Source organism: Streptomyces sp. NBC_00683, from assembly GCF_036226745.1.
Lineage (GTDB): Bacteria > Actinomycetota > Actinomycetes > Streptomycetales > Streptomycetaceae > Streptomyces.
The window spans coordinates 5396245-5420286 of record NZ_CP109013.1 but is presented as its reverse complement, the minus strand read 5'-3'; the positions used below and the strand labels follow the sequence as shown (position 1 = coordinate 5420286).

Here is a 24042-nt window from a genome sequence, read left to right as displayed (position 1 = left end):
CCCGGAAACGGGTGTCAGAGGAAGCACTCCAGGATCAGCGGCAGGTCCTCCAGCCACTCCTGCAGGCGCGCCCGCCTACGAGCGGCGATCAGGCACACATGGGTGGCGCCGCCGTGGAGGCGGACCGTGACCCTGAGGTGCTTGGAGCCCTCCGCCGCGTACTCGACCGTGCTGATCTCGGTCCAGGTGAACTGCAGTTCCCCGGCCGCCGAGTCGAACGCGACGCCTGTGGCGTCGATCAGAAGTGAACTCTCCGGGGAAACCGCGACGAAGTCCAGGTCGGAGTCCTCCGACGCACCGCCCACGGGGGCGAGTTCGGTCGGGGCCTGGTGCAGCGGGACGGCACTGAACGGGGCATAGGACGGCGGCGCGGGTACCGGCACCGTCGGGGAGCCGCCCAAGACCACCGGGGCGAACAGGTCCAGCAACCGCCCTGGTGTGGGCCGTTGTGCCGGGTCCTTGGCCAGACACGACGCCAGGACCGGCCGCAGGCCCTCCGGCACCGCGGTCAGATCCGGCGGCGCGTGCACGGACCGGTACATCAGGCCCATCGGCGTACCCGCCCCGAACGCGCTGCCGCCCGCCGCCGCGACGAGCACGGCACCCAGAGCGAACACATCGGCGGCGCCACCGACTTCCAGCCCCTCCGCCTGTTCGGGCGCCAGGAACCCCGGCGTCCCGAAAGCCATCCCGGTGGCCGTCAGGCGGGTCGACTCCAGCGCCCGCGCGATACCGAAGTCCAGGACCCGCGGGCCGTCCGCGGCCATGATGATGTTCCCGGGCTTCAGATCACGGTGCACCAGGCCGCAGCCGTGGATCGCCACCAGCGCCTCGGCGAGCGCGGCGCCCAGCTGCCGCAGCCGCGCCTCACCCATCGGCCCCTCGGCCTCGAGCAGCGCGGCGAGCGTGGGCCCGGGAACGTACGCCGTGGCAAGCCAGGGCGCCGCAGCCGTCGGGTCGGCGTCCACCACCTGGGCCGTGTGGAAGCCGCCCACGCTGCGCGCGGCCGCGACCTCGGCGCGGAACCGGTCCCGGAAGTGCGGGTCGGCCGCGAGTTCCGAGCGGGCCACCTTCACGGCCACCGCACGCCCGCCGCGCGAACGCGCCAGGTACACGGTGCCCATCCCGCCGGCCCCCAGCTGCCGCTCCACGGCATACCCGCCGATGTACTCCGGCAGGCCCGTACCGTCCGCCCCGTAGCCCATGCGCTGCATGCCTCCCCTGTGTTCAGGCGGTCAGTATGGCTCAGGCACGCCACAGACCCGGAGGCTGCCCACCAGAGAGCCCCTCACTTTTCGCTGTCTGCTCCGCGACGCCGGCGTGGAGATAGAGGTCGCGAAGGACGCCCAGTTCGGCCGCATGGTGAGCTGCTTCGTCCAGGGCGTGAAGTGCCAGCAGCAGGTAGCTCTCATGGTCGTAGGCACCGGCGCGGGGGCCCATGGGTCGAAGGAGACCTTCATCGCCGAGGGATTCGACGCGGGCGCGGAATCGGGACCAGTCGTCGGCCAGCATCCGGATGCCTTCGGTCGCCGAGCCCGGCCAGAGATGTCGGTCGCCGGCTTCGAACTCGTCCTCGAAATAGCGGCCGTAGGCACGCAGACAGTCCGCTCCGATGTGCCAGATACGCCAGCCGATCGTCGCGAACGGAGCCGGCTGGACATCAGGCGCGGGACGCGGGTCGGCCCGGGACACCCCGTCCGCAGCCGTCCGGAGCGTCAGGCATGACGCCACGGGCTCCCAGAGGTACTCGGCGTCGGTGAGGCCGTCCAGGCGGGCCAGGGTTCTGGACCGTACGTCGTCGAATGTTTCGAGCAGGTCGCGGGTTACGGGGCCGGGCGAGGTCATTGATTGCTCCAGGGTCGCCGACAGGTGCGGCCACCGTTGATCAACGGTGCGTGAAGACGGGCAATCATACGGCGCCCCAAGACCACGGCGTGGTGAACCTTCATGCCGTCAGGGGCAGTTCGAGGAGCCATGCGTGGTCGCCGTACCCGCACACGGTCCAAGACGTCGTCTCACGTGGACAGCTTCCTGAGCTCCTTGCCGCAGGTCGGGGCGGTGACCATTGGCTGGCCACAGCTCCGCCGATCGTTGCGGACCGCGCCGGGATCTTGAGGCCGTGAGCAGCCCATGGCAGGCTCGTGCCGCATGATCGATGAGTTCGCGAAGGACAACCTGCACGAGAGACTGCGGCGGGACCGTGAGGCGCTGCTCTGGAAGCTCGACGGCCTGTCCGAATACGACGCGCGCCGGCCTCTGACAGCGACCGGGACCAACCTCCTCGGCCTGGTCAAACACGTGGCCACGGTCGAGGCCAGGTACTTCGGTGAGGTCTTCGACCGCCCTTCTCCGGAACCGCTGTGCCGGTGGCAGGACTCCGACGGCAGCGATCACTGGGCGGCCGAGAACGAGACGCGCGATCAGATCGTCGGGTTCTACCGGCGCACGTGGGAACACTCGGACGCGACGATCAACGAGCTTGCCCTCGATGCCCCCGGCCACGTGCCCTGGTGGCCGGAGCCTTATGTGAACACGAGCCTGTTCGCCGTCATGGTCCATGTCCTCGGCGAGACCATCCGGCATGCCGGGCACGCCGACATCCTGCGCGAGGGCGTCGACGGCCGGACCGGGGTGCGCGCCGAAAACGAGCAGCCGATCGACGAGGAAGCCCGTGCCGCCTACTTCGCGAAGATCGAGCGGGCCGCCAGAACGACCGCACCGACCAAGGCTTAGAAGGCTGTCCCACGACGTGACGCTAAGCCGGAGACTCGCGGAACAGCCTCCCGACGAGCCGCGCCCCCTCGACGGCAACCACGGCGGTGACCGTGTAAATGCCAGACGCTATGGCCATCACGTAGCCGTTCGGATCGGTAACCCAATCCGCGCTCAAGCTGGTGTTGACGAAATTTCCCCCCGACAGAACAAATGGAATCCCCAGCAGCAAGAAGTCGATAACGAGCGTGATGGCCACCATGGAGAGAAACCCGAACACGATCAGGTTGCACGGTGCGCCCAGCAGGTAGGTCAGGCTTCTGCTCGAATCACCGCCGCGATAGGCGTTGAGCATGAGGAAGGCGGCACATGTGGTGAACCCGACGGATATCATGTCCGCATGCAGGTAGGGCGCCAGTGATTCCATTTCGAGAAGTGAGTCTGCGGGCAAATTGACGAAGAGTTCCCGCCGCGCAGGGTCGAAAGCCGAGGAAATGATGCTGCCCACGACGTAGGCGAGGCGGAGCATCACGTACTGGACGACGAGCACCATGGCAGTGATCATCAACGTGATGATGAGCCGAGGGAGCGGCTTGCCGAGGAGCCGGGTAATTCCTGCGCTTCCGGCTCGCCGAGTCGCCCTTGCCAGCTTCATCGCGTTCTGGGCATTCGTTACGTAGGATTCGACCGCGTAAGCCAATGTCACGAGAGCAATAATGGCCGGGTGTATGCCGATCAAGGCAAAAAAGCTGCCCAGTGAAGCAGTGAAGTCTGGCAAGCTCGGCATTGGACCTCGCTAGGGAGTTGGCCCAGTCAGCGCATGGTGCAACAGCATCGCGCACACGGGGCGCTTCCGCTGAGCTTCGCGGATTTCTCTCCGCGCTTACTGCAGAATCCGCATCCGACTCCGGCGCCGCGAACCGTTCCCCGCCCTCCCGGGACCGAGACCGCAGCCGTCGCAGGTCACTCGGACACGGGCATCCCCAGCTGTCCCAGGCGCCCGCTCGGCGCGTCGATGCACGATCCGACGCCCGGAAGTCCTGATCGGACGGCTTCGGTAGCCTTGCGGCAGTCAATCGGGGGGCACGTTCGACGCCTGGACCCACGGAGCACAGAGAATGCCGGCACGCGGACCTGAGGTTCCGGATGTGCACAGGCTCGATGACGAAGGTGCACCTTCCCGATGGACGAGATGAAAGCCCTCGAAGACGTTCTTGTCGAAGGTCTCGACGATTGGGTCCCCATCGATCAGTTGCTCTGGGCCGCAGGCGAATATCCGGCAGGTCGCACACGGCAGGAGCGCCTCGTAGAGCTACTGCGGTACGCGCTGTCGAGCGGTCTCGTCGAGGTCGGCGAATTGATGGAAGCGGGCTTCGCAGCATGGACGGGAGACGTGGACGAGCAGGTTCGCCGAGTGACTGCGGGCCTGGACCGACTCGACTGGGCACCACAGCTCGGCAGCTCGGTCTGGCTCTCCAATACCGCCAAGGGCGATGAGGTGGCCCGCCGAAGGAGCGGGTAGCAACACACCGGTTCGGCCGATGCGGGGCCCGGCACACCTGGGGCCCCGCCAGGCACTCGGGACAGACCTCAGGTCAGACTCGAGTCCGGGATCGAGTCGAGCAGCTTCTCCCACTCCGGGTAGGCGGCGAGCTTCCGGCGGTGCATTGCGAAGATCTCCGAGCCGATCCGCGGGTCACCGTCGTCGGTGAAGCGGACCGCGTGCAGCCGGGCCAGGCGCGGAATGATGTCGAAGTCCCCGGCCAGATGCACCGGGTCGTACATGTAGCGCTCCAGGGCCGCCAGGTCCGCGATCCCCGTCAGGCACCCGTGGGTGAAGCCCTCGGCCGGGTCGCCCAGGCCCGGTCCGACGGCGGAGAAGTCCAGAGTCCTCCGACGCACCGCCCACGGGGGCGAGTTCGGTCGGGGCCTGGTGCAGCGGGACGGCACTGAACGGGGCATAGGACGGCGGCGCGGGTACCGCCACCGCCGGGGAACCGCCCATGACCCGCCGGGGCGAACAGGTCCAGCAACCGCCCTGGTGTGGGCCGTTGTGCCGGGTCCTTGGCCAGACACGACGCCAGGACCGGCCGCAGGCCCTACGGCACCGCGGTCAGATCCGGCGGCGCGTGCACGGACCGGCACATCAGGCCCATCGGCGTACCCGCCCCGAACGCGCTGCCGCCCGCCGCCGCGACGAGCACGGCACCCAGAGCGAACACATCGGCGGCGCCACCGACTTCCAGCCCCTCCGCCTGTTCGGGCGCCAGGCAGGCCCGTACCGTCCGCCCCGTAGCCCATGCGCTGTGTGTCTCCCTCTGTGCTCCGGCGGCCAGTATGGCGCCCAGGCACCCTCAGGTCCGCCGGGTTCATGTACCGGCGGGATGCGTCCGGCCAACTGCCCCGGAACGCTGCGAATTTGGGCCACGGACCAACCTCCCACGGCAACGCGGAACGGCGCGGGGTGAGCCGTGCTGCCGGGAGATCAGGTCGATTCGCGCACCACGAGTTCGTTCGGCATGATCACCGGCCCTGTGGGGCCGCCGTCGATCAGGCCGAGGAGCAGGTGGACGGCGGCGGTCGCCTGGTCGGCCATCGGGCTGCGCACCGAGGTGAGCGCGGGACTGGTGTAGGACGCGGCTTCTATGTCGTCGAAGCCGATGACCGCCACGTCTTCGGGGACGCGTCGGCCCGCTTGACGGAGGGTGCGCAGGGCTCCGATCGCCATCAGGTCGTTGGCTGCGAACACCGCGTCGAGGTCCGGATCGTCCTCCAGGAGCTGCCGCATGGCTTCGGCGCCGGAGGCTCTGGTGAAGTCGCCCAGTGCCACGATGGAGCGACGGCCGGTGTCACGCAGCGTCCGGCGGTAGCCATCGAGGCGCTCACGCGCCTCGTACAGTTCGAGCGGCCCGGTGATGGTGGCGATCCGGCGCCGACCGCGCTCCAGGAGATGACGCACGGCCAGCGTCGCTCCGCCGGCGTTGTCCAGCGCCACGTACGGGACCTCCTGTGCGGAGGTGCGGTTGAAGGACACGACAGGCAGGCCCTGCCGGGCCAGTGCGGCCGGCAACGGATCCGTACCGTGCAGGGCGACCAGGAGCACGCCGTCCACATGCCCGCCGGCGATGTACTGCACCACTCTGGTCCGGCTCCGGTCCGATTCCGCGAGCATGAGCACGAGCCGTTTGCCCGACGTCTCGAGCTCTCTGCTGACGGCGCGGACCACGGCGGAGAAGAGGGGGTCGTCGGAGACGACTCCCTGAGGCGGGTCGGAGACCACCACGGCGATGGTGTCCGTGCGGCGGGTGACGAGATTGCGTGCGGCACCGTTGGGCACGTAGCCCAACTCGTCCACAGCGCGCATGACGACGTCTCGGATCTCCGGGGCGACCGTCGTCTCGCCGTTGATGACACGGGAGACGCTCGATTTGGACACGCCCGCTCGGGCGGCGACCACTTCGAGAGTGGGGCGTTTCATACCTGTCCGTCCCCTGTGCCGCCGCCCGGATTCGTGCGCGGGGCGGGATTTCTCATCGGGGCGACCTCCGGCTCTGCGTCATGGCGATGTGAGCAGCGTATCCGCAGGCCGGGACGTCATGAGCATGCCCGGGAGTGCGTCTCCCTCCGCGACACCCCCGTGGCGGCCGGCCCGGCACGTAGGGCCTGAGAGACCGCTCCCTCAGCGTGTCACTGGTGTTACGTCACTGTTTTTTCGAGGTGAAAGAGGCCTTGACAGTCTTCACCAGCCCCTCCATTCTCCCTCTCAGGGAGCGCTCCCTGGGGCATCCCCCACTTGAATCCCCCACGTAGATCCCCCACTTGAGGAGTCGCCCATGCCAGCGCTGCTGCGTCGCTTCGGCTTACTTCTGGCCCTCGCGGCCTCACTGCTCGCTTTCCTCACTCTCCCCGCCCCTTCCGCTCAGGCGGCGGAGGTCCTGCTCTCTCAGGCGAAGCCCGCCACCGCCTCGAGTACCGAGGGAGTCTTCGACGCTCGGAGCGCCGTGGACGGCGACCCCGGGACGCGCTGGTCCAGCGCCTTCGCCGACCCGCAGTGGATTCAGATCGACCTCGGGGCAAGTGCCGGGATCAGCCGGGTCGTCCTCAACTGGGAAGCCGCGTACGGCACGGCGTTCAGGATCGAGGTGTCGAGCGACGCGGCGAGTTGGACCACCGTCCACCAGACGACCACGGGCACGGGCGGCACCCAGAACCTGACGGTCTCCGGCACCGGCCGCTATGTGCGCATGTACGGGACACAGCGCGCCACCGCCTACGGCTACTCGCTGTGGGAGTTCCAGGTGTACGGCACTGCTGGTGCCGGCGGCCCCGGCGGTGACGCCGGCCAACTGCTCTCCTACGGCAGGCCGGGCGCGGCTTCTTCTTCCCAGCACGACCAGAACTGCTGGGAGTGCACACCCGCCAGGGCGTTCGACCGGGATCCGGCCTCCCGCTGGTCCACGAGCTCGACCACGGGATGGACCGATCCAGGCTGGATCTCCGTCGACCTCGGTGCGACGGCGCAGATCGACAAGGTCGTCCTGCAGTGGGATCCGGCCTATGCCAAGTCCTTCCAGATCCAGGTCTCGTCGAACGGAGCCGACTGGACCCCCATCTATTCGACGACGTCCGGCACGGGCTTCAAGCAGACGCTGGCCGTCTCCGGCACCGGCCGCTACGTGCGCATGTACGGGACACAGCGCGCCACCCCTTACGGCTACTCGCTGTGGGAATTCCAGGTGTACGGCACCGGCGGCGCTCCGATACAGCCTCCGCCCCTGCCCAGTGACCCCGCGAACCCGCCACGGCTGGTGTGGAGCGACGACTTCGACGGCGCCGCAGGCGGCAGGCCCGACTCCTCGAAGTGGAGGGCCGATCCGGGCACCGGACCGAACAACGAGCTGGAGTACTACACCGACCACCGCAACGCCGCACTGGACGGGGCGGGACACCTGGTGATGGAAGCACGCAAGGAGGCCACCGCCGGATCGTCGTGCCCGCCCGACCCGCTGAGCGGCAGCACCACCTGTCAGTACACCTCGGCGCGGATGAACACCGGCGCGACGTTCCAGTTCACCTACGGGCGCGTCGAAGCCCGCATCAAGGTGCCCAAGGGCAACGGTCTGTGGCCCGCGTTCTGGATGATGGGCGGCGACTTCCTGACGGGCCGGCCGTGGCCGTACAACGGCGAGGTCGACATCATGGAGGTCCTCGGCAAGGACGTGAAGACCTCCTACTCGACCGTCCACGCGCCCGCCTACAACGGCGGAGGCGGAATCGGCGCGCCGTACACACTGCCCGGGAACGCCGACTTCTCCGACGACTTCCACACCTGGGCTGCCGACTGGAACAGCAGAGGCATCACCTACAGCCTGGACGGCCGGATTGTCTTCTCCCTGGACAAGGATCAGGTGGAACAGACACGCGGACCGTGGATCTTCGACCACCCCCACTACGTGATCCTCAACCTGGCGGTCGGAGGCGACTGGCCAGGCCCGACGGACGCCGGCACCCCCTTCCCCGCCAAGATGCTCGTCGACTACGTGCGGGTCTATCAGTAGCCCTTCCAGCCGACCGGCGTTCGCCGGGCCCAGGGGCCGCTCCGCCCGCCCTTCGGGGCGGCCCGGGAGCCCGGATCACTCCGCCGGTCCCACACCACTGTCCGACTCCTGCTCTCCCCTCGCTGTGCTCCGGCAAGAAGCCGGCCCTTCACCCCTGATACCCGTAAGGAAGTGAAATGCGCAGATACCCCGTCCCTCTGTACACACTGTTGGTGAACGCTCTGGTGGTCGTGCTGGCCGCTGCCCTGAGCCTGACCGTCTCGGCCCAGCAGGCGCAGGCCGCGACGGTCACCGTCCAGGCCGAGTCCCACGCAGCCCAGTCGGGTGTCGTGTTGGAAGGGACCGCGGACACCGGAGGCGGGCAGAACGCCGCCTTCCTCGCCGACGGCGACTGGATGCGCTTCGACAACGTCGACCTCGGCGCGGCCGGCCGGCTGACGGTGTCGGCCCGCATCGCCTCCGCCGTCGGCTCGGGCACGGTCGAATTCCGGACCGGCAGCCTGACCGGACCACTGCTCGCCGTCATACCGGTCTCCCCGACCGGTGGTTGGCAGACCTGGGCGACCCAGGCCACTGACGTCACCGCCCATCCCACCGGTGCGCAGACGGTGTTCGCCGCGCTGCGCAGCACGGCGGCCGGTGACTTCGTCAACATCAACTGGTTCTCCTTCGTCGGCGCGGGCGACAGCCCGGCGGCCGGATGGGTCCCCATCGACCAGGCCAAGTGGGACGCCCAGTTGGCGCAGTTCCGTGCGATGACGCCCGCCGCGGTGCCCGCCGGTATCGTCCGGGTTCCGGAGTTCAACGCCACCTGCACCTACAGTCACTCCAAGCCGGACGACCCCATCGTCCTGCCGGGCCTGCCCGGTGCGTCCCACATGCACAGCTTCTTCGGCAACAAGAGCACCGACGCGTTCACCACGACCCAGTCGCTGCTGACCAACACACCCACCAGTTGCACCCCTGCCAACGACCTCTCGGCGTACTGGATCCCGACCTTGTACGAAGGCGACAACGCCGTCGAAGCCGAGGGCATGATCGTGTACTACGGTTCCCGGCTCGTCGACCCCTCGGCGACTGTGCCCTTCCCGCAGGGGTTCCGCATGATCGCGGGCAGCGCCAAGACCCAGACGCCCACCCCGGCGGGCTCTCCCGGCCAATACTGGTGCGCCGGCGAGGGCGGTGAGATCGGCCGCAGCGCCGACGGCAACTGGCCGCGCTGTGCCCCGAAGGCCCATCTCACCCACCAACTCGTCTTCCCCGACTGCTGGGACGGCAAGAACCTCGACAGTCCCGACCACAAGTCGCACGTGGCGACCACCTACGACGGCAAGTGCAGCGGCGCCTACCCCGTCGCCATCCCCAACCTCTCCTTCGTCGTCAGCTACCCGACCAGCGGCAGCACCGCGGGCTTCCGACTGGCATCGGGCATGGCATCGTCCATCCATGGCGACTTCTTCAACGCCTGGGACAACGCCGCTCTCGGGCACCGCGTGAAGGACTGCATCAACCAAAAGGCCAAGTGCAACTCGGCCGGTACGTTCTGACCCTGTGGTCGGATGCGCCGTGGTCATGGCGCTGCCGGCTGTCGGCTGCACCTCGCAGCCGGCAGCCGGTGCATTGCCGTGACCGGCCTTCGCCACCGACTCCGCTTGCGGGCATCTTCCTTTGGTCCGCCCGCTGATCCGAACGAAACCGCCTAGGTCAGCTGCGAGTCCGGGATCGAGTCGAGCAGCTTCTCCCACTCCGGGTAGGCGGCGAGCTTCCGGCGGTGCATTGCGAAGATCTCCGAGCCGATCCGCGGGTCACCGTCGTCGGTGAAGCGGACCGCGTGCAGCCGGGCCAGGCGCGGAATGATGTCGAAGTCCCCGGCCAGATGCACCGGGTCGTACATGTAGCGCTCCAGGGCCGCCAGGTCCGCGATCCCCGTGAGGTACCCGTGGGTGAAGCCCTCGGCCGGGTCGCCCAGGTCCGATCCGACGGTGGAGAAGGACACCGACTCCACCATTGCGGTCCTTCGCATCGCGGCCAGTACGGCTTCCTCGCCCTCCGGTCCGATGCCGTCCTTGAAGCTGAACCTCAGGATGTTGACGATCATGATGACCCTTCCATCTGAGTAGCAAAATTTGAACCAGCCGGTTCAGATTAGGATGCTGCGCACGGACCGGTCAACGAGGTTCGTAAAAATGAACCAGCTGGTTCAGTACGGGCCTCTGCTGCCGCGCTACGATGGGCCCGTGACGGCACGAGCGGAAGCACCGAAGGCCACGCGGGGGCGGATCGACAAGCGGCGCGCCATTCTGGACGCGGCGTTCACCGTCTTCACCCGCCGCGGGTACGCCCAGGCATGCATGCAGGAGATCGCGGACGAGGCGGGCGTGGCCAAGCCGACGCTCTACAACCATCTGCAGGACAAGGAATCGGTCTTCCGGGCCGCAATGGAGACCGTGGCGGAGTCCGTCGCCGCCGAGAACGTCGCCGCCGTGGAACGACTGCGGAATCCGGGTCCCGACCTGCGGGCCGACCTCGATGCCGTGTCCCGCCGGATGCTCAAGGTCTGCTGCTCCGAGCGCTCCCAGGCGCTGCGACGGCTCGCCTTCGCCGCGGCCGCCGACTTCCCCGACCTGCTCGAAAGCGTGCACAGCCGTACCGCGCTCGGCCTCGGTGAGGCGCTGGCCGACCGGCTGGCACGGCTCTCGCTGACCGGCCGGCTGCGCCCCTGTGACCCGGCGGTGGCTGCCGAACAGTTCCTCGCCCTGCTCACGGGTCCGCTGGAGGCCTGCTCCCGCTTGGGCACCCGCAAGGTCCCGGCCGCCAGGACCGCCGCGATCGCGGCAGCCGCCGTCGACACCTTCCTCCGGGCGTACGGGCCCGCGGAGGCCGGCTGAACAGGGGGCGCGGTGGCTGATGCCGGATCAGGCAGCGCCTGCCCTGTCGAGGAGGACGTGTCGCACCGCGACCGGGCATCCCCGGTCGGCATCTTCACATCCCTGTCCTGGACGGCCCGCCGGTAGGGTCGGCCGGAGGAGAGCGCTGATCTGGGGGACTCATGACGGCAGCGGGTGCACCGCCCATCATCTTCGTACACGGGACGCGGTTCAGCGCGGGACAGTGGAGTCCACAGCTCGCCGCACTCCAAGAGGACTTCCGGGTGGTTGCCGTCGACCTGCCCGGACACGGCACCCGTTCCGCCCAGCCCTGGAGCCTGAACGCGGCGACGGAGATCATCGCTTCAGCGGTGGACTCGCTCGACTGCGGACCGGCTCTCGTCGTCGGCCACTCGCTCGGCGGATACGCCTCGTTGGAGTTCGCGCGGCGCTGCCCCGAGCGGCTGCGAGGGCTCGTCCTCGCCGGGGCCAGCGCCTCGACCCGTGGCCCGTGGGCAAGGCCGTACCGGTGGGCCGCCGGGCTCGTCCCTCGCATACCGGCGGACAGGCTGACCCGGTTGAACGACCGGTTGCTGCGCCGGCTCTACCCACCCGAGGTGGTGGACGCGACCATCCGTTCCGGTTACGCCTTCCACACCCTGCCGGCCGCCTGGGGCGAGGTGCTGGGCCGCTTCGACGCAGGTGCGATGCGTCATGTGGCGGCTCCCGTGCTCATCCTGAACGGCGAGAAGGACACGGTCTTCCGGTCCGGTGAGTCGGACTTCGCCCGTGCCCATCCGTACGCCCGCGTCGAATTGATCCCGCGGGCAGGGCATCTCGCGAACTTCGACGATCCAAAGGCCTTCACCGATGCGGTCCGTCGCTTCGCCCAGCAGCTGCCTGCTCCTAGCTGAACTCGCCGGAGCCCGGTCCGTCAGGGCTTCCCGGGCGCAGTGCGAAGGTCCAGGAGCTGTCGGGTATGGCCCGGCACATGGTTCTCGGCGAGGCCGTCGATGAGGCTCGACAGCGGCATCGGCCCGTCCAGCACCACCTCATCGTTGGACAGGAGGAGCGTCGGCACCAGTACCGAGGCGGCCTGCTCGTTGAGCCGATCGGCGATGTCGCAGAGGACGGCGGCCTGGCTGCGGACGTGATCGATCAGGTCCGCCCTGCCCGAGTGCTCGGCGATGATCCGCTCAAGATTCCAGGTGTCGAGGGAGATCCGGTTGTCGAAGGCGGGCCGAGCGCCGGCCACAACTCCGAGAGCGACCGCTGCTGTTGCGGCGTCGACACTGAGGAGATGGGCCAGGACCTGGTCGGCGTTCCACCCTCCGTCGTCGGCGTCGCCGAGGTCGGGGATCGCCGCGGCATCGAGCAACCTGCCGTAGGCGCTGCGCAGTTCTGTCGTATCCATGGATGCTTCCTCAGTCTGGTCGTGTCGAGGGCGAATCCCGCTCGGCCGCCTCGGCTGCCTCCGCGACGCGTTTGATGTCGGCCAGCCGCCGGTCCCAGTCGGTGGCGAGCGTGGCCATCCACCGCGCCGTCGCGTCCAGCGCTGCGGGCCGCACCGTGTAACGGACCTCGCGTCCGACCCGGCCACCGGTCACCAGACCGGCGGCATCCAGAACGGCGAGGTGCTTGACCACCGCCTGGCGTGAGACGGGGAGCCCCTCGGCGAGCGTCGTCGCTGTGGACTCGCCCTGTGCGGCGAGCAGATCGAGCAGCCGGCGTCGCGTCGGATCGGCCAGTGCGCCGAGGACGCTGTCGACGACCTCGGCCGCGCCGGGAGGTTCTTCCGTCACGTGGAGGGCTGTTCCGCTCGGGCCTTGAGCGCGTCGAGCTCCAGGGGCCAGCCTCCGCTGTGGTCCTTGAGGTTCTGGCTGCGCAGCTCCTGGGAACCCGCCAGCGCCGCGAACCCGCTCTCGACGACGCGCAGCCGCGTCCGGTCGCCCTCCTGGGCCAGGGTGAACTCCACGAGGGTGCTGTTGTTCTCGCGCAGCTCCTCCCCGGGGAAAGCGCTGGTCCAGCGGTACGCCAGGTACGTCGGCGGCTCGACCTTCTCCACGCGTACCGGGAAGTCGCCGTGCTCGGGGTGCTTCGCGATCATCACTGCCCCTTCCTCGGCCACCGTGCCGGGCAGGCTCGCCTTGTCGGCCACCCAGAACCCGGGCTGGGCCACCAGTGACCAGACCCGTTCCAGGGGGGCCTCGATCAGGGTTTCGCGTTCGATCCGGTCCTCGCTCATGAGCTGACTCCGTTCATCGCCACCCATTACTTGCAACCCCAGAGTTGCACAGCATTCAGCCGGATGCAACTCAAGGGTTGCGCCTCGACCCCCGGGTCAGGCGAGGGCGGCGACCAGCAGAGCGAAGGCGGCGACGATGACGGCGACGCGGACGTAATGGAAGCGGTCCCAGCGGTTCGTCTGCTGCTTCCAGTCGGCGGGCCGGTTGTCAGGGGTCCACGTCTTGCTCCGGTTGTTGATCGGGACGAGCAGCAGGATGGACATGATCACGCTGAGGATCAGCAGCCCGCCGGCGGTGACGACGAGTCCGGCACCGTCGTGGCTCCATCCGGCGACGGCCCAGACCGCGACGAGGACGAGCGAGCCGATGTACCAGACCGGCATCACGGCGCCGAGCATCCGGCCCCCGTGCGCACGGCCGAGCTGGCCACTGTCCTCGGGGAGTGCGTTGAAGATCCGGTTCATGACGAAGGCGACGGAGAACTCCACCCCCACCATCAGGCCGACGATCACAGTGGTGAACACCTCGAGTGCGTTGAGCATGATGACCCCTCCGAATATCTAGCATTGCTAGCCGATGAGGCAACGCTAGCGCTAATGCCGCTTGATTGTCTAGCGGTGCTAGGATCGAGTCATGTCGGTACAGGAACGCAAGGAGCGCGAACGGGCGGTCCGCGAGCGCCTCATCGTGGCGACGGCCCGCGAACTCGCCGAGCAGCAGGGCTGGGACGCGGTCACCACCCGCCGCCTCGCCGAGCGCATCGAGTACAGCCAGCCCGTCCTCTACAGCCACTTCCGCGGCAAGCGCGAGATCATCGGCGCCGTCGCCCTGGAGGGCGCTGCCGAGATGGCCGCGGCGCTGCGGGCCGCGACCTCCGCCGCGGACGGCCCGCGCGCCCGGGTCACCGCTCTCGCCCGCGCCTACCTGGAATTCGCCGAGCGCAATCCGGCGGTCTACGACGCCATGTTCCAGCTCGACGGCGGCCTGGCGTTCGCGGACGAGGAGACCCCGGAGCCGCTGAAGGACGCCTTCGCCGCCCTGCTGGAGACTCTCGGTGAGGTCGCCGGGGACGGCGTCCACCCGGGACTGTTCACCGAGGTGTTCTGGGCGTCCCTGCACGGGCTGGCGACCCTGACCCGGGCGGGACGGCTGCCCGCGGGGAACGCCGGACAGAGAGCCGAGCTGGTGGTGGACCGGCTCGCCGTGATCTGACGCGTCGTACGGCCGAGCAGCAGGGCCTTCGGGCCCGGCTGCCTGCCTGCGGTATCGCTCCCCCAGCAGGGGCCTCTAGGGCCTATCGATCAACTTCGTCGTGCTTTCGACCGGGCGCTTCGGCACATTGAGGCGTCAGCCGGCCCACCGTGACGCTTGTTCGGCGATCAGACGTGCTGCTTCTCCCCGCCTGGGAGGCAAGGTTGTGCCGGCTGCCTGAAGTGGGTGCACAGCCCGCACCAGTCCTCATCCCGCCACACGCCACCGGTCACCGCATGCCGTATCGATTCGACCGTGGCCGACAGGTTCTCGGCCCTTCTGTCGAAGCAGCGCGCGACCCAAATGTCTTCGTCGCCCCACCATTTGTGGAGCTTCAGATGGATAGCGGTCTCGTTGCTGCTCCACCACTTGTCGGCGGGCCCGGTTGCCTCGCCGTCGCGGGCCGGGAGGTGCGCTTCGGCGACGGCCGGCTCCTGACCGGGTTCGGTGGCGAGGCCCAAAGTCACATGGGGCCGGCCCCGGACCTGGGCCAACTGAGCATGGCTCTCCAGGCGCTGGAGGATGCTGCTGTTGATGATCCGGGGTTGACCCGCGAGCGTCATGACTGTGCGCTCGTCGAGGAGGACGTCAACGGGCCAAGTTCGATCGCCGTCGAGGATTCCGGGAAAGCCCCAGCCGTCGATGCTGGGGTGGACGGTGGCCTCGCCGTTCAGGCCGTGTTCCATGCCGTTCGAGGTGAGGAGTGGGTACCACAGGCCCCCGTAGCGCTCCTCGAAACGGATCATCGCCTCGATGGCCTCATGGGGCACTGGTGCCGTGCTCTTGTCGGAAGCCTCTGCGCGGGCCAATTCGCGTATCCGAACAGCGGGCATCGAAGGGCCACGCCGTGCGCGCGCCAGGAGAGCCGCGACACGGGGCGACAAGCGAGGGTCATCGAGGATGTGCACGTCAACACGCTAGCGGGGCGGGGTCAGTCATCTCCTCGCCCCACACGAGTCAGAACGATTCTCGGGTGGACGGGTCACCCGACCCATAGGGCAAGCCCTAGTAGGGGCCTCCGCGAAAGAGCATGCTGCCGCTGTGACGCGGGCGGTCGCCGCGTTCGTGGGCCGCGTCCGACCGGTCGGCGGGGGCCGAGAGGCGGGCGAGGGCCCGGAGGGTCTCCAGGCCGGCCAGCACCTCGTCACGGCGATCGGCGGACTTCATCCAGGCAGGCAGACGGGCGAACATCCCCATCGTCGGGGAGGCGTGACGCTCGCGCAGCCGGGCGCCCACGTAGCCGGCGAGGGCATCCACGTGCTCCTCGTCGTAGGCCCACAGGATCCGTCCCGCACAGCGGGTCTGAAGCCAGAGCGGCCGCCGGAAGAAGGGGTCCTCGGTGCCGCCGGGCACCGCGCCGACCAGGCCGGCGCCCCGCTCCTCGGCCGTCCAGTCGGCGATCGCCCCGCAGCCGGCGCAGGTGAGGCGGCGGGGCCGGAAGAGGAGGGCGCTGAAGTACTTCGGGGCCTCCATGCCGGGCAGAGGGACGACGAGCGCGCGGCCACCGCACCTCGGGCAGACCACGAGCACCCGGCCGGTGAACTGGACGAGCCACTGGCCGTGGTCGTGGTGGCGTACCGGTTCTGGGCGCGCGGGCTCGGAGTTCATGACGGACACCCTGCCAGGACCGAAGCACGTCGGCGACGGAGATACGACGAACCCGCGGCACCAACCGCGGTGTTCAGCGGCTGTCGCGCTCGATCTCGTCCAACCGCCTCCGCACATGTGCGCGTTCGGGCTCGGTGCCTGCAAGACCGAGTGCCTCCCGGTACGCCTCCGCGGCCTCCGCGTGGCGGCCGAGACGGTGCAGCAGGTCGGCGCGCGCGGTCGCGTAGGGGTGGTAGGCGCGCAGCCTCGGCTCGTCGGCCAGTTCGTCCAGGAGGGCCAGCCCGGCCTCGGGCCCGTCGCGCATCGCCACCGCCGCGGCCCGGTTCACGGCGACGACCGGCGACGGGGCGAGTGCCTGCAGCACGTCGTAGAGCGCCACGATCTGCGGCCAGTCGGTGGCCGCGACGGAATCGGCCTCGTCGTGCAGTGCCGCGATGGCGGCCTGCACCCCGTAAGGGCCGGGCGGGCCGCCCTCCAGTGCGGTGACCACCAGGCGGGTGCCCTCCTCGATCATGGCGGCGTCCCAGCGGCCCCGGTCCTGTTCGTCGAGCAGCACGATCTCCCCGTCGGGCCCGGTCCTAGCCTCGCGCCGGGCATGGATCAGCAGCATCAGTGCGAGCAGCCCGGCCGTCTCCCGCTCGGCGGGCAGCAGCCTGTGCAGGATCCGGGCCAGCCGGATGGCCTCCTCCGCCAGGGCGATCCGCTGCAACTGCGGTCCCGAGCAGGCCGCGTACCCCTCCGTGAAGATCGAATAGAGGACCTGGAGCACCCCCGGCAGCCGCTCCGGCAACTCGTCCGCGCCGGGCACACGGAACGGGATGCGGGCCTCGCGGATCTTCTTCTTGGCCCGCACGATCCGCTGCGCCATCGTCGTCGGCGGTACGAGGAAGGCCCGCGCGACCTCGGGGGTCGTCAGGCCCGCCAGGCAGCGCAGGGTCAGCGCGCTCCTGTCCTCGGCGCCGAGCGCCGGGTGTGCGCACGTGAAGAAGAGCTGCAGCCGCTCGTCGGGAAGACCTCCGTCCACGTCGGCGGGCGGGGCATGGCCGGCCCGGTCCGCCTCCACCTGCAGGACGGCCAGCCGGGCGGCGTACGCCTGGTCGCGGCGCAGCCGGTCGACAGCCTTGCGCCGGGCCGTCGTCAGCAGCCAGGCGCCGGGCCTGGCCGGTACGCCGTCGACCGGCCAGTGCACCAGGGCTGCCTCGATGGCGTCGGAGGTGACCTCCTCGGCCAGGTCCAGGTCGCCGAAGCGACGGACGAGGGAAGCCAGCAGCCGTCCGTGCTCCTCGCGGAAGACCGAGGCGACGGAGGACACCGCAGGTGGCCCTTCCTCCGGCACCGCCCCGGGTCCGGTGGCTCCCTCGTCCATGACTGTCAGGCCCCGAAGTCGGCGACCGGCCGCACGACGACCGACCCGCTGCCGCGCGCGCCCGGACACCGGGCGGCCCAGTCGAGTGCGACATCGAGATCCGGTACGTCGATGACGAGGAAGCCGCCCAGAACCTCACGGGTCTCGGCGAAGGGCCCGTCCGTGACGGTCCGCTCCCCCGCGGGCCCGACACGGACCGTCGTGGCGGTGACCAGGTCGGCGAGCGACTCACCGGAGACGAGGATCCCGGCGTCCTTGACCTCCTTGTCGTAGGCCATCCAGTCCTCGACCGTGCATTCGGCAGCGCCACCGCTCGCGTCGGTCGCACCGCTGTGGATCAGCAACATGTACTTCATGGTCCGGCTCCTGTCGTGCTTTGTCATGCTCTGTCTTGCGTCCGGTACACGTTCTCCGTGTACACCATGACGACGTACGGGACCCCGGCGTATCGACACGCCCTTCCAAGATTCTTTGTCCGCCCGTCGAGTGGAGGGTGGGGACGACGAGCAGAGACCCTGAATACCGGGCTTGCAGTTGCCGCAGCGGAAGCTTCTACCGTCGTGAACAGGGCCGGAGAGACCGGCCCAGGTGATGCACTCATGAGGGAGGCAGGCGATGGCCTGGCCGATTGCGGAGGTCGCCCGGATGTCAGGGGTGACGGCCCGCACGCTGCGGCACTACGACGAAGTCGGACTGCTGCCGCCTGCCTGGATCGGGACCAACGGCCACCGCTACTACGAGGAGCGCCAGCTGCTGCGGCTGCAGCAGATCCTCGTCCTGCGGGAACTGGGCGTCGGTCTGTCCGAGGTCGGCCGGATCCTGGCCGAGCAGGTCGACGAGCTCGAAGCCCTGCGCGGCCACCGTCGCCGGCTGCTCGCCGAGCGTGACCGGCTCGACGCGCTGGCCGCAACCGTCTCCCGCACGATCACCGAACTGGAGCAGTCCAGGAAGGACGGTAGGCCCATGACCGGTATCAGCCGGCCCGAGAACCTCTTCGAGGGCGTCCGGCCCGCCCAGTACAGGGAGAGTCTGCGTGACTTCCCGGAGCTGGCCGGGAAGGTCGAACAGCGCACCGCCGGGATGAGCCAGGACGAGATCGAGGCCGGGCACCGGGAGCGCACCGCGCAGATGATCCGCCTGGCCGAACTGCTGGCCGCCGGTACGCCCGCCGGCGACGACGCGGTGCTCGCCGAGATCGACGGCCAGTACAGGGCGCTGACCGAGCTGCGGCCGGTCTCCGCCGAGGAGTACCGCGCGATCGGGCGCTCATGTGTGGAGAACGCGCAGTGGCGCGCGGCGTACGAGGCGATCGCACCCGGCCTGGCCGCGTACCAGCGGGACGCCATCGAGGCCTACGCCTCGACCTGGCTGCGCTGAGCCGGGCGTGCCGCCGCCACGGAAGTCGACCCGCGGCGGCGGCACTTGGGCACACGCCCACTCGGCGACGGCGTCGTCGAGGTTCATCCTGTCCCGCGGCCGCGGCACGGCCCCGACCGGATCAGACCGGGTTCCGCTCCACGGGGATCCAGAGTTCCGCGTCCGCCTCCGACGCGTCCGGCGACAGCCGGGTACGCAGGATCTCGGGACCCGGCCGGCTCCGGTACGGGTTGGACGGGAACCACTGCGTGAACACGTCCCGCCACAGGTACTGGAGCGTCTGGGGAAAGGACCCCGAGCTGTCGAAGACCGCCCACGTCCCGGCCGGGACGGTGAGTACGTCCATGTCGTCCGGTGCCTCGGCGCTGCTCACCACGCCGTGGTAGTAGTCGAGTTCGGTGCCTTCGGCGCGGCTCTCGTCCAGGTTGTCACTCACCGAGACGATGCCCTCGGGCTCCTGGTCGGACAGGCTCTCGATGCGCTGCAGCGTCTCCTTGCCGAGGCCCCGGATGAAGTCGCCGATGGCCGGGTTCATCCCCTCGTGCACGAGGGGGACGCGCGCCTTCCTGCCGACCACCCGGAACTCCTCCCGCTCCACAACCCTGTACCGCATGCTCGTGCTCCCTTCGACGACGATGCGGAAGGACATCCGGGGCTGGGACCGCAGGCTCGCACCGGTCCTTCTGGCCTCGCCGGGACCGACTCCGTGCATGCCACGGAACGCCCGCGCGAACGCCTCGCCCGATGAGTAGCCGTAGCGCACCGCGACCTCCAGCAGCGTCCGCTCCCCGGCCAGCACCTCGGCACCGGCGACCGTCAGCCGCCTGCGCCGGATGTACTCCGACAGCGGGATGCCCGCCAGTGCGGAGAACAGCCTGCGGAAGTGGTACTCCGACGTCATCACGATGCGGGCCAGTTCGGGCACCTCGATCTGTTGGCCGAGGTGGCCCTCGATGTGCTCCATCGCCTGGTTCAGCCGGTCCAGCACCCCGGACTCCTTCCTTTCGTCCCTCACGCTAGGCGGGACCCACCCGGGCGGACCCGACATCCCGTGCCCGGTACGGTCGGGTGCCGGGTTCGCCCACCACCGACAACGAGGATGCCGTGATCCGAGAGCTGTACAACGTCCGCACCGCGCCTTCGGAGCGGGCGACGACGACTCCCCTCACGCCGGATGAGGAACGACGGTGCAGGGCAACGCTGTTCACCGAGCTGGGCAACCGGATCGCCGACTGCGGCTGGGTGCGGTTCCCCGCCCACAGCCGGGAGGAGCGCGCGCGCCTCGTCGACGTCGGCCGGATGCTGAGCGAGCACTGGGGCATGACCGTCACGGTCGAGGCGGAGGACGAGTGCGCCCTGCGCCTGTCGCTCGCGGGTCACGCCCTGCGCCCGTAAGGACAACGGACGGACAGGGTTACGAAGGCTCCCGGAGGCCCGTGTCCGCCGGGGAGGCGGACGGTGCGACGGCCAGGGGCAGGAGCTCGGGGCGCTTCGCGGTGCGGCCGTCGCCGGAGGACCTGCCGCGCAGTCGTCGTCCCAGCCAGGGGCCGAGGAACCCGGCCGCCCAGCGCAGCTCTGCCCGTGCGGCCTGCAGGCCCGAGGGAAGGGCCTGCGGCGGCAGCGGGAGCGTCCAGCTGTCGTCGCTCCCGGGCAGGTCGATGGCCCGGGCGACGGCTGCGGCGATCCGCTCGTGGCCGAGCGGGCTCGCGTGCAGCCGGTCCTCGCTCCACAGCCGCGGGTCGGTGGCGACGGCCTGCGGTGCGATGTCGGCGACCGTGACGCCGTGCCGCGCTGCCGCCGCGCGGATGCGGGCGTTCATGTCGAACACGCGGGACCTGACCGGCCGGGCGATCGGCGCGATCTTCCCCACATCGGGAAAGGTCATCGTCACCACATGGGCACCGGCTGCCGTGAGCGCGGCGAACATCTCCTCCAGGTGCCCCGCCACCTCCTCGGCGTCGAAACCGGGCCTGAGGAGGTCGTTGACCCCGGCGAGCACGGTGGCGAGATCGGGGCGCAGGGCCAGCGCGGGGCCCAGCTGTTCCGCGCGGACCTGGCCGGCGACTCGTCCCCGTACGGCCAGATTGGCGTACTGGAGACCAGGGTTGGCGGCCGCGACGCGCGCTGCGAAGAGGTCGGCCCAGCCCCGCAGGCCGGTGGCGTCGTCTCCGTCGCCGACCCCTTCGGTCTGGCTGTCGCCCAGTGCGACGTAACGCAGGTACTCACCGCTCGGCACGGGTTGTCCGCCTCTCTCTCAGTACGTTCGCGATCCGCAGGCACCAGTCCCGGTGCCCCTCCTCGAAGGAGAGGCCGCGCAGGCACGTCAGGTACGGGCCGACTCGCTCGCCCGTGCGGAGGTACTCCTCCTCGTCCATGTCGCCGCGGAACTGCCGCAGCAGACCGGCGAGGAGTTCGATCTTCGCTTCGGCAGCGGACGCCCGCTCCTCCAGCTGCTCGATCACCGGTCCGGTGCCGATGCGGTCGGCGGCCTGGACCTTGACGAGCAGGTCGTCGCGGATGAACGAGGGCTTCGAGACGTCCGCTGCGAACCGCTCCAGCTCGGCGCGGCCGGCGTCGGTGACGTGGAAGAGGCGTTTGTTGGGCCGGGTCTCCTGGATCACCTGCCGACCGGCGACCAGCCCGTCCTTCTCCAGCCTGGCCAGCTCCATGTACAGCTGCTGGGGCAAGGCGTGCCAGAAGTTCGCGACGCCGATGTCGAAGGCCTTCGCCAACTGATATCCGCTGTACTCACCGTCCAGCAGTGCTGCCAGCACGGCATGCCGCAAGGCCATCGAAGCGCTCCTTCTCCCGTTTCTGGTCCGCCTCCCATCCTACTCAAGAAATTGTCTAGTCATACGCTTGAGCATGAGAGGGGAAATCAGGTGGAGGCGCACTGCGCGGGCCACCAGGATGACGAGATGAGCAACCATGCAATTCCCGTAGAAGCCTTGCTCGTTGTCGACGTCCAGGACGCCGCCGTCGCCGGTGACGGAGCCCTGCCGAACGCCGCCGGACTCCTGGACCGGACGAGGGACCTGATCGCACGGGCACGGCGGGTCGGGGCACTCGTCGTCCATCTGCAGAACGACGGGCAGCCGGGAGCGGGCGACGAGCCCCACACGCCCGGCTGGGAGCTCCACCTCCCCGTCGAGGCCGGCCCCACGGAGACCGTGATCCGCAAGACCCACGACGACGGATTCAAGGAGACGGCTCTGGGGGACCTCCTGTCCGGCGCGGGTGTGCGATCGCTCGCCGTCTGCGGGCTGATGTCCGAGATGTGCGTCCAGGCGACGGCCCGCACCGCCCTGGCGCTCGGCTACCGCGTCGTCCTTCCGCACGACGCCCACGCCACGCACGACATCCCGGCGGCCCCCGGAATCAGCGGGGTGATCCCGGCCGCCGTGGTCTCGCGGGTGGCCGCGTGGGCGATCAGCGGGGACGCCGACGTCACGACGCAGGCCTCGGACGTCGGCTTCACGGCGCCGTCCGGGCCCAACTCCCCCACAGCCGCCTGACGGCAGGCGTTCCGCGACGCATCAACGACAACGGGCGAAAACTTTCGAAGCGTTGACCGAAATCTGTCGGAGAGCTAGCCTGCCGCCTGAATCCCTGGGCGCAAGTGAGGACGCGGTCCATGTACGTGGACCGAACTCCCCGCTTGCCCCTACTTCTTCATGCCCTGCTTCCCGCACCCGCCCAGAGGGAGCACCACCGTGAACCGAAGATCAACGATCCTCAGCCTGCTCGCCACCGCGGCGCTCGCCGCCACCGTCGCCACCCCCGCGATCGGAGCCGGGGAAGGCGGCCACGGGCCGGGCAGCTCCCCGGCGCCGACGGAACGGAACGCGCGCTGGGTGAGCACCTGGACGTCCATGCCGCAGCTGACGGAGCCGGGCAACATGCCTCCGGCGCCGTTCACCCAGGAGGGCTCCGTGCTGACGGACGCCACCCTGCGGCAGACCGTCCACGTCTCGGCCGGCGGCGAGCACATCCGGCTGCGCTTCTCCAACGCGTTCGGCGGCGCCGTGCTGCCGATCACCAAGGTGACCGTGGCCCTGCCGCGCGACGGCAGGGCCGGAACCAGTGCGGTCCAGCCGGGAACCACGCACGAGGTGACCTTCCAGGGGCGCTCCTCGGTCTCGGTGCCGGCCGGTGCGCAGGCGGTCTCCGACCCGCTGGACTTCCGGCTCGAACCGGGCTCCAACCTCACCGCGACGGCCTATCTGGCCAACGGCCAGGCGTCCACCGCGATCACCTCGCACCCCGGCTCCCGTACGACCTCCTACCTGCAGGCCGGGAACCACGTCGGCGACACCGACCTCACCGGGGCGACGGCCACCGACCACTGGTACTTCCTCAGCGGCGTCGAGGTCTGGTCCAGGAACACCACCTCGGCCGCTGTCGTGCTCGGCGACTCACTGAGCGACGGCCGCGGCTCCACCACCAACATGAACGACCGCTGGCCCGACCTCCTGCACAAGCGCCTCACGTCCGGTCCCGCCACCGCGAAGGCCGCGATCGTCAACCAGGCGGCGGGCGGCAACAGACTCCTCAACGACGGCCTGGGCCCCAACGGCCTGGCCCGCCTGGACCGCGACGTCCTGGCACAGAGCGGCGTCGACTGGCTGCTCGTCTTCGAGGGCATCAACGACATCGGCACGGCCGGGGCATCACCCGCCGCGCAGAAGCAGGTCGCGGCCGACGTCATCGCCGCGTACGAGCAGATCATCACGCGGGCCCACACGCAGGGCATCCGCGTGTACGGGGCGACACTCACCCCCATCGGCGCCAACACCGGGTACGACGACCCGGACGGCTACCGCGAGGAGGCACGGCAGACCGTCAACACCTGGATCCGCACGAGCGGCCGCTTCGACAGCGTGCTCGACTTCGACCGGGCCGTGCGCGACCCGCTCGCTCCCAACCGGCTCCGGGCCTCGTTCGACACCGGCGACCACCTCCACCTCAACCCCGCGGGCTACCAGGCCCTCGCCGACGCGGTCCCGACCCGGCTGTTCCAACAGGCTCCGATTCCCCGGGGCTTCGGCTACAACTGA

At 69.6% G+C, this 24042-nt stretch carries 29 protein-coding genes; 11 read left to right on the top strand and 18 right to left on the bottom strand.

Translation table 11 applies throughout. The features are described from left to right. Positions 1-14: 14 nt before the first annotated feature. Together OG257_RS24250 and OG257_RS24245 are read right to left on the bottom strand one after the other, a co-directional pair. Positions 15-1205, bottom strand: coding sequence for a serine/threonine-protein kinase (locus OG257_RS24250; protein ID WP_329215321.1), 1191 nt, complete (start codon positions 1203-1205; stop codon positions 15-17). Between the two features lie 40 nt (positions 1206-1245). Then, a complete protein-coding gene (locus OG257_RS24245) occupies positions 1246-1845 on the bottom strand; it encodes a DinB family protein (RefSeq protein ID WP_329210669.1) in 600 nt (199 codons plus the stop codon). A gap of 303 nt (positions 1846-2148) precedes the next feature. Between OG257_RS24245 and OG257_RS24240 the strand changes: the two genes are divergently transcribed. Further along, positions 2149-2733 (top strand): DinB family protein, encoded by a 585-nt coding sequence (locus OG257_RS24240; RefSeq protein ID WP_329210667.1) that lies wholly within the window; start codon positions 2149-2151, stop codon positions 2731-2733. A gap of 22 nt (positions 2734-2755) precedes the next feature. Here the strand turns inward: OG257_RS24240 and OG257_RS24235 are convergent, their stop codons facing one another. Then, positions 2756-3490 carry a hypothetical protein gene (locus OG257_RS24235; protein WP_329210666.1) on the bottom strand — a complete coding sequence of 245 codons (735 nt, stop codon included), beginning with the start codon at positions 3488-3490 and terminating at the stop codon, positions 2756-2758. A gap of 405 nt (positions 3491-3895) precedes the next feature. On the opposite strand from OG257_RS24235, the gene OG257_RS24230 reads away from it, so the two are divergent. Then, entirely contained in the window at positions 3896-4234 is a 339-nt protein-coding gene (locus OG257_RS24230) for a hypothetical protein (protein ID WP_329210665.1), read from the top strand. A 68-nt stretch (positions 4235-4302) separates the two neighbouring features. Here the strand turns inward: OG257_RS24230 and OG257_RS24225 are convergent, their stop codons facing one another. The 3 genes from OG257_RS24225 to OG257_RS24215 form a co-directional block, all read right to left on the bottom strand. After that, positions 4303-4614 carry a Dabb family protein gene (locus OG257_RS24225; protein WP_329210664.1) on the bottom strand — a complete coding sequence of 104 codons (312 nt, stop codon included), beginning with the start codon at positions 4612-4614 and terminating at the stop codon, positions 4303-4305. Between the two features lie 197 nt (positions 4615-4811). Then, on the bottom strand, positions 4812-4934 hold the full coding sequence (locus OG257_RS24220; protein WP_329210662.1) for a hypothetical protein: 123 nt from the start codon (positions 4932-4934) through the stop codon (positions 4812-4814). A gap of 263 nt (positions 4935-5197) precedes the next feature. Further along, entirely contained in the window at positions 5198-6190 is a 993-nt protein-coding gene (locus OG257_RS24215) for a LacI family DNA-binding transcriptional regulator (RefSeq protein WP_329210660.1), read from the bottom strand. Between the two features lie 355 nt (positions 6191-6545). Here OG257_RS24215 and OG257_RS24210 point away from each other — a divergent pair, with 355 nt between their 5' ends. Both OG257_RS24210 and OG257_RS24205 read left to right on the top strand, forming a co-directional pair. Next, positions 6546-8270: a discoidin domain-containing protein gene (locus OG257_RS24210; RefSeq protein WP_329210658.1), complete on the top strand. Its 1725-nt coding sequence runs from the start codon at positions 6546-6548 to the stop codon at positions 8268-8270. Positions 8271-8446: 176 nt separating this feature from the next. Next, entirely contained in the window at positions 8447-9817 is a 1371-nt protein-coding gene (locus OG257_RS24205) for a DUF1996 domain-containing protein (protein ID WP_329210656.1), read from the top strand. Positions 9818-9969: 152 nt separating this feature from the next. Here the strand turns inward: OG257_RS24205 and OG257_RS24200 are convergent, their stop codons facing one another. After that, positions 9970-10368, bottom strand: coding sequence for a Dabb family protein (locus OG257_RS24200; protein WP_329210655.1), 399 nt, complete (start codon positions 10366-10368; stop codon positions 9970-9972). A gap of 139 nt (positions 10369-10507) precedes the next feature. Between OG257_RS24200 and OG257_RS24195 the strand changes: the two genes are divergently transcribed. Both OG257_RS24195 and OG257_RS24190 read left to right on the top strand, forming a co-directional pair. Continuing rightward, entirely contained in the window at positions 10508-11158 is a 651-nt protein-coding gene (locus OG257_RS24195) for a TetR/AcrR family transcriptional regulator (protein ID WP_329210653.1), read from the top strand. A gap of 161 nt (positions 11159-11319) precedes the next feature. Continuing rightward, positions 11320-12051 (top strand): alpha/beta fold hydrolase, encoded by a 732-nt coding sequence (locus OG257_RS24190; RefSeq protein WP_329210651.1) that lies wholly within the window; start codon positions 11320-11322, stop codon positions 12049-12051. A gap of 20 nt (positions 12052-12071) precedes the next feature. Here OG257_RS24190 and OG257_RS24185 read toward each other — a convergent pair whose 3' ends face one another. The 4 genes from OG257_RS24185 to OG257_RS24170 form a co-directional block, all read right to left on the bottom strand. Beyond that, positions 12072-12551, bottom strand: coding sequence for a hypothetical protein (locus OG257_RS24185; RefSeq protein WP_329210649.1), 480 nt, complete (start codon positions 12549-12551; stop codon positions 12072-12074). Between the two features lie 10 nt (positions 12552-12561). After that, positions 12562-12939 (bottom strand): ArsR/SmtB family transcription factor, encoded by a 378-nt coding sequence (locus OG257_RS24180; RefSeq protein WP_329210647.1) that lies wholly within the window; start codon positions 12937-12939, stop codon positions 12562-12564. After that, positions 12936-13382 carry an SRPBCC domain-containing protein gene (locus OG257_RS24175; RefSeq protein ID WP_329210645.1) on the bottom strand — a complete coding sequence of 149 codons (447 nt, stop codon included), beginning with the start codon at positions 13380-13382 and terminating at the stop codon, positions 12936-12938. Before OG257_RS24175 ends, OG257_RS24180 begins: the two co-directional genes overlap by 4 nt. 96 nt (positions 13383-13478) lie before the next feature. Next, complete coding sequence (locus OG257_RS24170) at positions 13479-13925, bottom strand: DUF1772 domain-containing protein (RefSeq protein WP_329210643.1); 447 nt, start codon at positions 13923-13925, stop codon at positions 13479-13481. 91 nt (positions 13926-14016) lie between these two features. Here OG257_RS24170 and OG257_RS24165 point away from each other — a divergent pair, with 91 nt between their 5' ends. Beyond that, complete coding sequence (locus tag OG257_RS24165; protein WP_329210641.1) at positions 14017-14595, top strand: TetR/AcrR family transcriptional regulator; 579 nt, start codon at positions 14017-14019, stop codon at positions 14593-14595. Between the two features lie 167 nt (positions 14596-14762). Here the strand turns inward: OG257_RS24165 and OG257_RS24160 are convergent, their stop codons facing one another. The 4 genes from OG257_RS24160 to OG257_RS24145 form a co-directional block, all read right to left on the bottom strand. After that, complete coding sequence (locus tag OG257_RS24160) at positions 14763-15443, bottom strand: hypothetical protein (protein WP_329210639.1); 681 nt, start codon at positions 15441-15443, stop codon at positions 14763-14765. Between the two features lie 196 nt (positions 15444-15639). Then, a complete protein-coding gene (locus tag OG257_RS24155; RefSeq protein ID WP_329210637.1) occupies positions 15640-16242 on the bottom strand; it encodes a hypothetical protein in 603 nt (200 codons plus the stop codon). 73 nt (positions 16243-16315) lie between these two features. After that, the gene (locus tag OG257_RS24150) at positions 16316-17608 is read right to left on the bottom strand and encodes an RNA polymerase sigma factor (RefSeq protein ID WP_329210635.1); all 1293 of its coding nucleotides are present in this window, start codon (positions 17606-17608) and stop codon (positions 16316-16318) included. Between the two features lie 5 nt (positions 17609-17613). Next, on the bottom strand, positions 17614-17964 hold the full coding sequence (locus OG257_RS24145) for a YciI family protein (RefSeq protein ID WP_329210633.1): 351 nt from the start codon (positions 17962-17964) through the stop codon (positions 17614-17616). A gap of 259 nt (positions 17965-18223) precedes the next feature. Between OG257_RS24145 and OG257_RS24140 the strand changes: the two genes are divergently transcribed. Then, positions 18224-18985, top strand: coding sequence for a MerR family transcriptional regulator (locus OG257_RS24140; RefSeq protein ID WP_329210632.1), 762 nt, complete (start codon positions 18224-18226; stop codon positions 18983-18985). A 121-nt stretch (positions 18986-19106) separates the two neighbouring features. Here the strand turns inward: OG257_RS24140 and OG257_RS24135 are convergent, their stop codons facing one another. Further along, positions 19107-19973 carry an AraC family transcriptional regulator gene (locus tag OG257_RS24135; RefSeq protein WP_329210630.1) on the bottom strand — a complete coding sequence of 289 codons (867 nt, stop codon included), beginning with the start codon at positions 19971-19973 and terminating at the stop codon, positions 19107-19109. 116 nt (positions 19974-20089) lie between these two features. Between OG257_RS24135 and OG257_RS24130 the strand changes: the two genes are divergently transcribed. After that, the gene (locus OG257_RS24130; protein ID WP_329210628.1) at positions 20090-20380 is read left to right on the top strand and encodes a hypothetical protein; all 291 of its coding nucleotides are present in this window, start codon (positions 20090-20092) and stop codon (positions 20378-20380) included. 19 nt (positions 20381-20399) lie between these two features. Here the strand turns inward: OG257_RS24130 and OG257_RS24125 are convergent, their stop codons facing one another. Then, a complete protein-coding gene (locus OG257_RS24125) occupies positions 20400-21221 on the bottom strand; it encodes an SGNH/GDSL hydrolase family protein (protein ID WP_329210626.1) in 822 nt (273 codons plus the stop codon). Then, complete coding sequence (locus OG257_RS24120) at positions 21208-21777, bottom strand: PadR family transcriptional regulator (RefSeq protein ID WP_329210625.1); 570 nt, start codon at positions 21775-21777, stop codon at positions 21208-21210. The genes OG257_RS24125 and OG257_RS24120 overlap by 14 nt, the downstream gene beginning before the upstream one ends. A gap of 126 nt (positions 21778-21903) precedes the next feature. Here OG257_RS24120 and OG257_RS24115 point away from each other — a divergent pair, with 126 nt between their 5' ends. Beyond that, a complete protein-coding gene (locus OG257_RS24115; protein WP_329210623.1) occupies positions 21904-22500 on the top strand; it encodes a cysteine hydrolase family protein in 597 nt (198 codons plus the stop codon). A 159-nt stretch (positions 22501-22659) separates the two neighbouring features. Beyond that, on the top strand, positions 22660-24042 hold the full coding sequence (locus OG257_RS24110; RefSeq protein WP_443054473.1) for an SGNH/GDSL hydrolase family protein: 1383 nt from the start codon (positions 22660-22662) through the stop codon (positions 24040-24042).